Here is an 11,489-nt window from a genome sequence, read left to right on the forward strand (position 1 = left end):
CGTCGCCCTCACGCGGCATATCGCCCCTCTTTATTGACTGATGCGCCCATGAGTGCCAGTGGCGCGCGCCATGACGGCACACAAATCCGGCGATCCGACCACGCTCAACCGCCTCTATGGCCGCGCCAAGGGCAAGCCCCTGCGCGCCGCGCAACAGGGCCTGGTCGACGACCTTCTCCCGCGCATCTCCGTACCCGAAGAAGGCCCGGTCACGTCGACTGCCCTGTTCGGCACGGACCGCCCGTTCCACTTCGAGATCGGATTTGGCGGCGGCGAACACATGGCTGCCCGCGCCGACATGCTGCCCGACCACGGCTTCCTCGGCGCCGAACCGTTCCTCAACGGCGTGGCCCAGGCCCTCACTCACGTCAGCGGAGACAACGGCGCACACCCGCCGATCGGCAACGTGCGCATCCACCATGGCGACGCGCTGGAAGTGCTGGCGCGTATCCCCGACGGATCGCTGTCGTTCCTTTATCTGCTGCACCCGGACCCCTGGCCCAAGGCACGTCACGCCAAGCGCCGGATGATGAACGATGGCCCGGTGAACATGTTTGCCGCGAAGCTCAAGCCCGGCGGGGAGTTTAGGTTCGGCACCGATCACGCGGTCTACGTTCGCCACGCGCTGATGGTCATGCAGAGGCATACCGACCAGTTCGATTGGCTCTGCGAAAAGCCCGGCGATTTCCAGGTCCGGCCCAGCGGCTGGCCCGAAACGCGCTACGAGAACAAGGCTCGGACCGTCTACGGGCATGAGGTCTGGTACTTCCGGTACAAGCGGAAATAGGGGAAGTCCTGGGGTCATTACCCCAGACCCCGTGAATGTCGTCGTAGAGGAGCATCTCTGCGTGAATAGCCCGGCGCTAGTACGCGCGCGGTAATGCCGGGGTTGGGGTGCAGGGGCGTTGGCCCCTGCATTTCTCCCCTTCAACCGTTAGGCTGGACGTCAGCCGGCGATCCCTGCCGCCGCCAACACTGCCAGCGTCAGCACATCCGGTGCGATGGCGGTCATCGGTGCGATCTGCACTGGCTTTTCCATACCCAGCAGCATCGGCCCGATGGTGGTCGTACCGCCGATTTCGCGCAGCAGCTTGGCCGAGATATTGGCCGACTGCAGGCCCGGCATGATCAGCACGTTCGCCGGAGCCGTCAGGCGGCTGAATGGATAGAGCGCCATCACCTTCGGGTTCAGCGCCGCATCGGGAGCTAGTTCGCCCTCATATTCGAAGTCGGGCTGCTGCTCGTCGAGGATGTGGATCGCCTCACGCGTTGCATCCAGCCACTTGCCTGCGGGGTTGCCGAAGGTGGAGTAGCTGAGGAACGCGACGCGCGGTTCGTGGCCGAGCTTGCGGGCCACGGCTGCCGTTTCGGTGGCGATGACGGCCAGTTCCTCGGCGCTGGGACGCTCGTTGATGGTGGTATCGGCCATGAAAACCGTGTGGTTCTTGCCGACCAGCATGTGGATGCCGAAGGGCAGCTTGCCCTCAGCCGGGTCCAGCACGCGGCGCACTTCCTTCATGGACTGCGCAAAGGGACGGGTCACGCCGGTGATCATCGAATCGCCCACGCCCAGCTTGAGCAGGCCGGAGGCGAAGATGTTGCGGTCGGTATTGACCATGCGCTGGACGTCGCGCTTCAGGAAGCCGCGGCGCTTGAGGCGCTCGTAGAGCATCTCGACCATCGGCGTCACATGTTCGGAGACCATCGAGTTCTCGATGTGGAAGCTCTCCGGGTTGGGCACGCCCAGTTCGGCCATGCGGTCGAGGATGGTCTGGGTGCGGCCGACCAGCACCGGTTCGCCATAGCCGAAATCGCGGTACTGCACGGCGGCGCGCAGGACGACTTCGTTGTCGGCTTCGGCGAAGATCACCCGCTTGGGGTTGGCCTTCACCTGCTCGTAGACGCGTGTGAGCACCGAGGTGGTAGGGTTGAGGCGGGCCTTCAGCTGGTGGCGATAGGCTTCGAAGTCCTCGATCGGCTTCTGGGCCACGCCCGAATCCATTGCCGCCCTGGCAACGGCCATGGGGACGACTTCCATAAGGCGCGGATCGAACGGCGCCGGGATGATGTAGTCGCGCCCGAACACCTGGGTCTCGCCGCCGTAGGCAGCGGCAACGTCTTCGTGGACCTGCTCGCGCGCCAGTTCGGCGATGGCGGTGGCGGCGGCGATTTTCATCTCTTCATTGATCGCGGTGGCCCGCACGTCGAGCGCGCCGCGGAAGATGAAGGGGAAGCCAAGCACGTTGTTGACCTGGTTGGGATAGTCCGACCGGCCGGTGGCGACGATGGCGTCGGGGCGCACTGCCTTGGCTTCCGGCGGAGTGATTTCCGGGTCCGGGTTGGCCATTGCGAAGATGATCGGCTCGGGCGCCATCGACTTGACCATGTCGGCGGTGACCGCGCCCTTGGCAGAAAGGCCAAGGATCACGTCGGCACCGACGACGGCTTCGGCCAGAGTGCGGCGGTCGGTCATGACGGCGTGGGTCGACTTGAACTGGTCGACGCGCTCGCGGCCCGGATAGATCACGCCCTTGGTGTCGCAGACGAGGACGTTCTCGTGCTTCACACCCATGGACTTGATGAGCGAGGTGCACGCCAGCGCCGAAGCGCCGGCACCGTTCACCACGACCTTGACCTCATCCAGCTTGCGGCCGGTGATGAGGCAGGCATTGATCAGGCCGGCGGCGGCGATGATCGCCGTGCCGTGCTGGTCGTCGTGCATGACCGGGATCTTCATGCGTTCGCGCAGGGCCTGCTCGATGATGAAGCACTCAGGCGCCTTGATGTCTTCCAGATTGATGCCGCCGAAGCTCGGCTCCATCATCGCGATGGCTTCGATCAGGGCCTCGGTGTCTTCGCTGGCCAACTCGATATCGATCGAATCGACGTCGGCGAAGCGCTTGAACAGGACGGCCTTGCCTTCCATCACGGGCTTGGATGCCAGTGCGCCCAGATTGCCCATGCCCAGAATCGCGGTGCCGTTCGAGATGACGGCCACGAGGTTGCCCTTGGCGGTATAGTCGTAGGCGGTGGCGGGATCGTCGGCGATGGCCTGCACCGGTACGGCGACGCCCGGCGAATAGGCCAGGCTGAGGTCGCGTTGCGTCGCCATCGGTTTAGAGGCGATAATCTCGATCTTACCCGGACGGATCGTCTGGTGGTAGAACAGCGCCTCGCGCTCGGTGAATTGGACCTTGGACTTATCGGACAAGTGTAATCTCCCCGGCTTCGCCTGGGGCCCTAACGAATCTGATGGCGACGCGATAGGGGAAAGGATGGCTGTCGTGCTTCCCAAAACGCGCAGCGCGGGGCTAACGCTTCCGGCATGAGTGCACCCGTGACCCCCATGATGGCCCAGTATCTCGCCCTGCGCGAGGTAGCGGACGATTGCCTGCTGTTCTATCGCATGGGCGACTTCTTCGAGCTGTTTTTCGACGATGCGAAGACCGCGAGCCAGGTCCTCGACATTGCCCTGACGACGCGGGGCGAGCACCAGGGGCAGCCGATCCCGATGTGCGGCGTGCCGGTCCACGCGGCGGAAGGATACCTCGCGCGCCTCATCAAGGCGGGCTGCCGCGTCGCCATTGCCGAGCAGACCGAGACGCCTGCCGAGGCGAAGAAGCGCGGCGGCTCCAAGGCGCTGGTTGCGCGCGATATCGTGCGTTTCGTCACGGCCGGGACGCTGACCGAGGAATCGCTGCTCGAACCGCGCCGTGCCAACGTGCTGGCGGCGGCCTGTGAAGTGCGCGGCGTGGTGGGCATCGCCTCGTGCGATATCTCGACCGGCCGTATGGAACTGGAAGAATGCGCGCCCGAGCGTTTGGCGGCGGCGTTGGCCCGGCTGGGGCCAAGCGAACTGGTAGCGCCCGGCGGCTGGGACGCTGCTCCGGACGGCGTGATCGCGCGCGAGGCCCACGAATTTTCCTCTGATGGCGGCGACGGGAGGCTAAAGCTGATCCACGGCGTCTCGACGCTCGATGGGTTCGGGACCTTCAGCCGCGCCATGCTGGCGGCAGCGGGCGGGCTGATCGCCTATCTCGATCATGTCGGGCGCGGTAACCTGCCGCTGCTGCTCCCGCCCGAGGCCCGGTCCGGCGATGCCGCGCTGGCCATGGACGAGGCAACGCGCGCCAGTCTGGAAATCCTCGAATCGTCGCAAGGCGGCCGGAAGGGCAGCCTGATCGACGCCATCGACCGGTGCGTGACCGGCGCCGGTGCGCGCCAGCTGGCGGACGATCTCTCCGCCCCGTTGACCGACCGCATGGCCATCGCCGAGCGGCTGGAACTGGTCGAATGGCTCCACGGCGACGCGCTGCTGCGCGAAGACCTGCGCGCTGCGCTGCGGGCGCTACCCGACGTGGGCCGCGCGCTGGGCCGCGTGGTGGCGGGACGCGGCTCTCCGCGCGATCTCGGCCAGTTGCGCGACGGCCTTGCGGGCGCCCGCACCACCGGCGAGCGGCTGGCGATGATGGACAATCTACCTGTGCTGCTGGAGCGGCTGCTGCCGGCGCTGGGCGGACACGCGGAACTGGTTGATCACTTCGCCCGCGCGCTGGTGCAGAGCCCGCCGACCGAGCGCGGGCAGGGCGGTTATATCGCCAGCAGCTATGACGCATCGCTCGACGAATTGCGGATGATGTCCGGCAACGCACGGCGCGCCATCGCCGCGCTGGAGGCGAAGTACCGCGAGGAAACCGGCGTCGCCTCGCTCAAGATCAAGCACAACAACGTGCTGGGTTACTTCATCGAAGTGGCGCAGCGCCACGCCGACAAGCTGATGGAGCCCGATAGCGGCTTCTCCCACCGCCAGACGATGGCGGGCGCGATGCGCTTTAACGCCGTTGCCCTCCACGAGGAAGCCGCGCGCATCACCGAAGCCGGGGGCCACGCCCTCGCCGCCGAGGAGGGGCACTTCGAAACGCTGGTGGCCGAAGCCGTCGCCGCGCGCCAGACCATCGCCCGCACCGCCGCCGCGCTGGCCCGCATCGACGTGGCCGCCGGGCAGGCCGAACGCGCGGCGGAGGGCGGCTGGAGCCGTCCGCAGGTGGTCGAAGGCATCTCGCTCGATATCGAGGGCGGGCGCCATCCGGTGGTAGAAGCCGCGCTCAAAGCACAGGGTGAGCGCTTCGTTTCCAACGACTGCCGTCTAGCCAGCCACGACCGGCTCTGGCTCATCGGCGGCCCCAACATGGGCGGTAAGTCGACCTTCCTGCGCCAGAACGCGCTGATCGTGCTGCTCGCGCAGGCGGGCGGCTTCGTTCCTGCGAAGTCGGCGCGGATCGGCATGGTCGACCGCCTGTTCAGCCGCGTCGGCGCCTCCGACAACCTCGCGCGGGGCCGCTCGACCTTCATGGTGGAGATGGTGGAAACTGCCGCCATCCTTGCGCAGGCGACGGACCGCAGCTTCGTCATCCTTGACGAAGTGGGGCGCGGCACCTCGACATACGACGGCCTCGCGTTGGCATGGGCCGTGGCCGAGGCGGTGCACGAAACCAACCGCTGCCGCTGCCTTTTCGCCACCCACTACCACGAACTGGCGCGGCTGGCGGAAACCTGCGAGGCGCTCTCGCTCCACCATGTCCGCGCGCGCGAATGGAAGGGCGACCTCGTCCTGCTCCACGAACTGGCGAGCGGCCCGGCGGATCGCAGCTACGGCCTTGCCGTGGCCCGGCTTGCAGGCGTACCGCCCAAGGTCATCAGCCGCGCCAAGTCGGTGTTGGAAAAATTGGAAAAAGCCCGCACGGAAACCGGCGGTCTGGCGGCGGGCCTTGGCGACCTGCCGCTGTTCGCCGCCGTGCAGGAAATTCGCGAAGCTCCGGCCGACGCCCTGCGCGACAAGCTGAACACGCTGGACGTCGATGCCATGTCACCGCGCGACGCGCTAGAAATCCTCTACGATCTCAAGCGTGAGGCAGGCACGGAGTCTTAACCTTGGGCGGGATATCCCGAGCCCATGATAGGTCCCAAGATCACCACTGTCTTCCGTAGCCGCTGGAATGCGCTGTTCTGGTCCGCAGGGGTGCTGCTGACGGCCTACTGCTCCATCCCGTCACCCGATCACGACGATGGGCAGGATCAGGCCAAGACCATGCAGCAAATCACTGCGGCGCTGAAAACGCCGGAGACCGCGGGAAATTGATGTACGCCGACGACGATCAGGAATCGTCGTTCGCGAAATCCTTGTCGGCGGCATTTTTCTTGCCGTAACGGCCTTCGAGATCGTCCATCGTCTCCTCGCCGTCATACGCGGACATGTCGATGGTGCCGCTTGTGTCCATCTGGTTCATGTGATCGACGACATCCTCGATGTCATCTTCGTCCCCGATGCCGCCCTTGACCTTCTCGGTATCTCCAAGACCCGTATTGCCCGAGGTGCGGCCCTGAGCCTGCTCGGCTACCGACTGCGCTTGCGCTTCTTCGTCTTCCTGCTCGTCGTTCACCGTTTCGGGGGCGAGGTCGTCGGGGCGTTCGGTCATCGGGAAATCTCCTTTGCAGGAGTAACGGACGGGCCGAGCGCGGGGTTCCGGGGATCATCGAGGTTTGCGGGATTAGGAAGACCTGGGGCCATCGCCCCAGACCCCGGAAAATGTCGAGGCGGTGCGTGCAGCCCCCCTTGTGCCCACTTTGAGTCGGGAGGCTTGATAGCCTGCGGCAGTAAGGAGCGCGTAACGTCGCTGCTCGCGCTACGACGACAGTAATGGGCGCAGGGGAGGTGCCCCCCCTGCGCCTGCTCTTTTACTTGCTGGGAACCGGCACTTCACCGGAATAATCGTAGAAGCCCTTACCCGACTTGCGGCCGTACCAGCCTGCCTCGACGTACTTCTGCAGCAGCGGCGCGGGGCGGTACTTCGGATCGCCCGTGGTCGCCTGGAACACCTTCATGATCTCGTACAGCGTATCGAGGCCGACGAAGTCCGCCAGCGTCAGCGGGCCCATTGGGTGGTTGAGGCCGATCTTGCAGCCGGCGTCGATATCCTCGACCGAACCGATGCCTGCACCAAGAACGAAGATCGCCTCGTTGAGCATCGGGCACAGGATGCGGTTGACGACGAAGCCGGGTTCGTCACCGGCGAGGACCACGGTCTTGCCCAGCTTTTCACCGAACGCCTTCATGCGGTCGATCGTGTCCTGCGAAGTGGCGAGGCCGGGGATAACCTCTACCAGGCCCATTACCGGCACCGGGTTGAAGAAGTGCAGGCCGCAGAACCGACCTGCGTCGGGCGAACTGGCGGCCATGCGCGTGATCGGGATCGAGCTGGTGTTCGATGCCATGATGGAATTGGCGCCCAGCACCTTGCCGGCGGCTTCGAAGATCTTGTGCTTGATGTCCTCACGCTCGGTGGCGGCCTCGATGATGAGGTCGGCGCCCGACATGGCGGAATAGTCGGCGGCGGGGGTGATGCGAGCGAGCAGCGCGTCGGCGTCGGCCTGGGAGATCTTTTCCTTGGCGACCAGCTTGGCGAGGCTTTTGGCGATGCCGGCCTTGCCCTTTTCAGCATTTTCCAGGCTTACGTCGGTCAGGACTACGTCCATGCCCTTGCCTGCCACGGTCTGGGCGATGCCCGCGCCCATGATTCCTGCGCCGATGATGCCGACTGTCTGCACTGCCAAACTCCCTCTAGAATTTAACCGAGCGCTTAACAGCTTGCGGCGAGGGAGGGAACCTAGCGATTCGATCTATCGGTTCTGGCCCGGCACCCAAAGTACATCGTCCGCGCCATTGGCATTGACCGCGCGGGCAAGCACGAAAAGGTAATCGCTCAGGCGGTTGATATAGGCGAGCGCCGCCGGGTTGACCAAAGTGTCCGTTGCCAGTGCGACGGCGCGCCGTTCGGCGGAGCGGGCCGAGGCGCGGGCAATGTGGACGCGTGCGGCCGCCTCGCTGCCGCCCGGCAGGATGAAGCTGCGCAGGGGCGAGAGGTGATCGTTGACCGCGTCGATAGCGGTTTCCAGCCAGTCGACCTGCGTGGGAACGATGCGCAGGGTCATCTCACCGGGGGTGAAGTCATCGCCGGGCGTGGCGAGGTCTGCGCCGAGGTCGAACAGATCGTTCTGAATGCGTGTGAGGTTCGCGGCGTGCGCCGTGCCAGTCAGGGCGCAGACGGCGAGGCCGATGGCGCTGTTCGTTTCGTCCACCGCGCCGATCGCTTCCATGCGCGCCGCATGCTTGGGCAGGCGCGATCCATCGACGAGGCCGGTGGAACCGTCGTCGCCGGTGCGGGTGTAGATCTTGTTCAGGCGGACCAAGAGCGTTCCTTAGGTTTTCGGGAGAAGTCGCGCGGGGGCTTCGACAGGCTCAGCCTATCGAAGCCCCCGCCGCAAACCGCTACTTCAGCGCGCCATCGCCAGCAGCAAGGCGCAGACCAGCACGGCGGCGGCCTGATACTTGATGCGGTTGAACATCATCTTGTTCTGCAACAGCTGGTTGGCGGTCGGCCCGGTCGCGGTGGGATCGCGGTTCAGGTCTTCCTTCGTGCTGTTCAGGAAGGCGATGATGCCGCGCACGAGGCTGATGACGACCATGATCACCAGCACGACGATGATGGGGACAAGGATGTAGTTCATGGCGCCTGATGTACGCCTTGCGAAAGCGAAAGGCCAGTGGGCAGGCGTCCATCGCGCAGTGCCCGGGCGATGGCGGGCCCGTTCTCTCCCGCGCGGCGCCGATCGGCCAGCGAGGGGGCGCCGCGCCGCTTGGCGAGCTTGCGTCCGTCCGGTTCGATCAGCAGCGGATGGTGCAGCCAGGTCGGCTCCGGAAGGCCGAGCAAGGCCTGCAACAGGCGGTGGACGTGGGTGGCGGGAAACAGGTCCATCCCGCGCGTGACAAGGGTGATGCCGTCGGCCGTATCGTCCAGCGTGGCGGCGAGGTGGTAGCTGGCGGGCAGGTCCTTGCGCAGCAGCACGACGTCGCCGAATATTTGCGGAATGGCGGTCTGGCGGCCCGCCGTTTCGTCCAGCCATTCGAGCGGGCCGGTGAGCGCCACCGCTTTCGCTACATCGAGGCGCCACGCGGCCTGCGCGGGATCGACATCGCGGCCCCGGCAGGTGCCGGGATAGACGAGGCCGTCTGGGCCGGCTTCAAAGGCTGCTGCGGCGATCTCGGCGCGGGTGCAGGTGCAGGGGTAGAGGAGGCCCATGGCCTTGAGTCGCTCGCCCGCCGCAGCGTAACTGGCCAGCCGGTGCGACTGGAACACCGCGTCTCCGTCCCATGCGAGGCCCAGCCATTCGAGGTCGCGGAAAAATTCTTCGATGAACTCCGGGCGGCTGCGGGCGCCGTCGATGTCCTCGATGCGAAGGACGAAGGTCCCGCCCCGCGCGCGGGCGGTGTCATGCGCCATCATGGCCGCATAAGCGTGGCCCAGATGCAGCGGTCCGTTGGGGCTGGGTGCGAAGCGGGTGCGCGTCATGTCAGCCCGTCCTAGCGCCCGAGACGGCAGTCGCAAGCGATCCTGTGGATTGCGTAAGCGGCCTGGCAAACTGCGACCTTGACGCGGGCTCCCGCAAATGCTGCAAATGCGGTTATGCGTTGCCATCAAACAGCAATGAGAGCCTGCGACAGGAGGCCATGCTCAGGTCGGACCTGATCGAGCGCGCGGCCCGATTCCGCAGCGCAGAGGGAGACCCCTCTCGTAGTCTTTCCGACTGCCCTGCACTTGTTCTCAACGCAGATTATACGCCGCTTTCCTATTACCCGCTCAGCCTGTGGCCTTGGCAGACCGCGATCAAGGCAGTGGTGCTGGAGCGGGTGGACATCATTTCCAGCTACGAACGCGCGGTGCACAGCCCCAGCTGGACGATGCAGATCCCCTCGGTGATCGCGCTGCGCCAATATGTGAAGCCGAGCGAATTTCCCGCCTTCACCCGCTTCAACCTGTTCCTGCGCGACCGGTTTTCCTGCCAGTATTGTGGCAGCCCGCATCAACTGACCTTCGACCATGTGCTGCCCCGCCGTCTGGGCGGGCGCACCTCCTGGGAGAATATCCTGACGGCCTGCGCGCCGTGCAACCTCAGGAAAGGCGGTCGCACGCCCAAGCAGGCGAACATGCCGCCGCTGGTTCCGCCGATCCGGCCGACCAGCTGGCAATTGCAGGAGCGGGGCCGGGGCTTCCCGCCCAACTTCCTGCACGAAACCTGGCGCGACTGGCTTTACTGGGACATCGAGCTGGAGGAATAGGGGCCGCCTGCGGGCCCGTTCAGTGGATGGTTTCAGCCGGTTGAGGGTCTTTTACACCGGCATCCACGGCGCTCGTCACCGCTACGTCCATCGTCACGTTGCCGACTGTACGCATGAGGTCGGGCAGGACTTCGACCGCCACCAATACGCCCAGCGGCCAGAGCGGCACGCCCATGGCCGCTGCGATCGGGCCGATCGAGGAAACGAAGCTGATCGTGCCCGGAAGCGAAACGGCGCCGAAGGTGGTCGCGAAGGCCACGAAGGTCCCTGCCATCAGCGCCCCGGTGGTGAGTTCCAGCCCGGCCAGTTTCGCGGCGTAGATGGCGACCGCCATGTTCATCGCCGGGCCGGTCGCACGAAACAGCGTAACCGCCAGCGGCAGCACGAATTCCGAGGTCGTCTGCGCGGTGCCGAGCTTGCGGCTGGCGGCGAGCATCGCAGGCAGGGTGGCGATAGACGACTGCGTGGAGATCGCGACGACCTGCGCGGGCAGGATGGCGGCTGCGAAGGCCCCCAGCTTGCGGCGCCCCACCAGCACGGCGATGGTATAGCCCGCAATCATCACCACAGTGCCCACTGCCGTCACCAGTACGATGTAATGCGCCAGTGCTCCCAGCGCGGCACCTCCGCTGCGCACGCCCAGCGTCAGGCCCAGCGCGAAGACACCGATCGGTGCGAGCATCAACACCCAGCCGATCAGTACCATCATCGCGCCTGCCAGTCCTTCGAACAGTACCGCAAGGCTGCGGCGCGGTTCGTCCGCCAGTTTGGTGGAGGCCAGCGCGAAAAGGCCCACGAAGACGATGACCGGCAGCATCGCGCTGGCCGCCGCCGCAGAGACGACGTTGTCGGGCAGCAGCGAGGACAGGAAATCGGCCAGTCCGGGAACCTTGCCCGGATCGGCGCCGTGGTCGAAGCTGACCCCGGCGGGCACCGGGAACAGGTCCAGCAGCAGCGGCATCAGCGCCGCGCCAAGCATCGCGCTGAAAGCCAGAAAGCCGACGATGATCCCCAGTGTCCGGCGCGCCATGGCCCCGGCGCGGGCGGCAGCGACAGTCTCGACGATGCCGGAAAACAGCAGTCCGGCGACCAGCGGCAGGATCGTCATCTGCAGGCCCTGCAACCACAGTGCACCGACCGGGCCGGCCACTGCCAGCGCGGTATGCGCGACCGGCTTGTCCGCGATCATCAGGCCGATCAGCAATCCGGCGACCAGCCCGGCCAGAGTAAGCATCCCCGGCACCCGGATTTCGGGAATTCGAGAGGGGCCGCCGGTGCCGGAGGTCGACGTGGGGGCGGGGTCAGGGGCCTGGGG

Annotated in this window: 11 protein-coding genes; 4 read left to right on the forward strand and 7 right to left on the reverse strand. The window is 65.9% G+C overall.

From position 1 onward, the window contains the following. Positions 1-70 precede the first annotated feature (70 nt). The gene (locus tag GVL61_RS11500) at positions 71-787 is read left to right on the forward strand and encodes a tRNA (guanosine(46)-N(7))-methyltransferase TrmB (protein ID WP_159980050.1); all 717 of its coding nucleotides are present in this window, start codon (positions 71-73) and stop codon (positions 785-787) included. 159 nt (positions 788-946) lie between these two features. Here the strand turns inward: GVL61_RS11500 and GVL61_RS11505 are convergent, their stop codons facing one another. Then, the gene (locus tag GVL61_RS11505) at positions 947-3,211 is read right to left on the reverse strand and encodes an NADP-dependent malic enzyme (RefSeq protein WP_159980052.1); all 2,265 of its coding nucleotides are present in this window, start codon (positions 3,209-3,211) and stop codon (positions 947-949) included. Between the two features lie 114 nt (positions 3,212-3,325). Between GVL61_RS11505 and mutS the strand changes: the two genes are divergently transcribed. Then, a complete protein-coding gene (gene mutS, locus GVL61_RS11510) occupies positions 3,326-5,929 on the forward strand; it encodes a DNA mismatch repair protein MutS (RefSeq protein ID WP_235037642.1) in 2,604 nt (867 codons plus the stop codon). A 24-nt stretch (positions 5,930-5,953) separates the two neighbouring features. After that, a complete protein-coding gene (locus GVL61_RS11515; RefSeq protein WP_159980054.1) occupies positions 5,954-6,139 on the forward strand; it encodes a hypothetical protein in 186 nt (61 codons plus the stop codon). A gap of 16 nt (positions 6,140-6,155) precedes the next feature. On the opposite strand, the gene GVL61_RS11520 is transcribed toward GVL61_RS11515, so the two are convergent. From GVL61_RS11520 to gluQRS, 5 genes are all read right to left on the reverse strand, one after another. Beyond that, a complete protein-coding gene (locus tag GVL61_RS11520; protein WP_159980056.1) occupies positions 6,156-6,476 on the reverse strand; it encodes a hypothetical protein in 321 nt (106 codons plus the stop codon). Positions 6,477-6,735: 259 nt separating this feature from the next. Next, positions 6,736-7,605 carry a 3-hydroxyacyl-CoA dehydrogenase family protein gene (locus GVL61_RS11525; protein ID WP_159980058.1) on the reverse strand — a complete coding sequence of 290 codons (870 nt, stop codon included), beginning with the start codon at positions 7,603-7,605 and terminating at the stop codon, positions 6,736-6,738. A gap of 72 nt (positions 7,606-7,677) precedes the next feature. Next, on the reverse strand, positions 7,678-8,247 hold the full coding sequence (locus GVL61_RS11530; protein WP_159980060.1) for a cob(I)yrinic acid a,c-diamide adenosyltransferase: 570 nt from the start codon (positions 8,245-8,247) through the stop codon (positions 7,678-7,680). 84 nt (positions 8,248-8,331) lie between these two features. Further along, entirely contained in the window at positions 8,332-8,565 is a 234-nt protein-coding gene (locus GVL61_RS11535; protein ID WP_159980062.1) for an HIG1 domain-containing protein, read from the reverse strand. Continuing rightward, a complete protein-coding gene (gene gluQRS, locus GVL61_RS11540) occupies positions 8,562-9,407 on the reverse strand; it encodes a tRNA glutamyl-Q(34) synthetase GluQRS (protein ID WP_159980072.1) in 846 nt (281 codons plus the stop codon). The genes GVL61_RS11535 and gluQRS overlap by 4 nt, the downstream gene beginning before the upstream one ends. A gap of 158 nt (positions 9,408-9,565) precedes the next feature. On the opposite strand from gluQRS, the gene GVL61_RS11545 reads away from it, so the two are divergent. Beyond that, complete coding sequence (locus tag GVL61_RS11545) at positions 9,566-10,174, forward strand: HNH endonuclease (RefSeq protein WP_043973978.1); 609 nt, start codon at positions 9,566-9,568, stop codon at positions 10,172-10,174. 19 nt (positions 10,175-10,193) lie between these two features. Here GVL61_RS11545 and GVL61_RS11550 read toward each other — a convergent pair whose 3' ends face one another. Beyond that, positions 10,194-11,432, reverse strand: a complete 1,239-nt coding sequence (locus GVL61_RS11550) for a cation:dicarboxylase symporter family transporter (RefSeq protein WP_159987271.1) — start codon at positions 11,430-11,432, stop codon at positions 10,194-10,196. Positions 11,433-11,489 lie beyond the last annotated feature (57 nt).

The sequence above is a fragment of the Novosphingobium sp. 18050 genome, assembly GCF_902706195.1.
Lineage (GTDB): Bacteria > Pseudomonadota > Alphaproteobacteria > Sphingomonadales > Sphingomonadaceae > Novosphingobium.

What these genes read in the sequence shown, in the direction of transcription:
- GVL61_RS11500 (WP_159980050.1), top strand. Translation starts at nt 71, where the DNA reads ATGACGGCACACAAATCCGGCGATCCGACCACGCTCAACCGCCTCTAT.
- mutS (WP_235037642.1), top strand. Translation starts at nt 3,326, where the DNA reads ATGAGTGCACCCGTGACCCCCATGATGGCCCAGTATCTCGCCCTGCGC.
- GVL61_RS11515 (WP_159980054.1), top strand. Translation starts at nt 5,954, where the DNA reads ATGATAGGTCCCAAGATCACCACTGTCTTCCGTAGCCGCTGGAATGCG.
- GVL61_RS11520 (WP_159980056.1), bottom strand. Translation starts at nt 6,476, where the DNA reads ATGACCGAACGCCCCGACGACCTCGCCCCCGAAACGGTGAACGACGAG.
- GVL61_RS11535 (WP_159980062.1), bottom strand. Translation starts at nt 8,565, where the DNA reads ATGAACTACATCCTTGTCCCCATCATCGTCGTGCTGGTGATCATGGTC.
- gluQRS (WP_159980072.1), bottom strand. Translation starts at nt 9,407, where the DNA reads ATGACGCGCACCCGCTTCGCACCCAGCCCCAACGGACCGCTGCATCTG.
- GVL61_RS11545 (WP_043973978.1), top strand. Translation starts at nt 9,566, where the DNA reads ATGCTCAGGTCGGACCTGATCGAGCGCGCGGCCCGATTCCGCAGCGCA.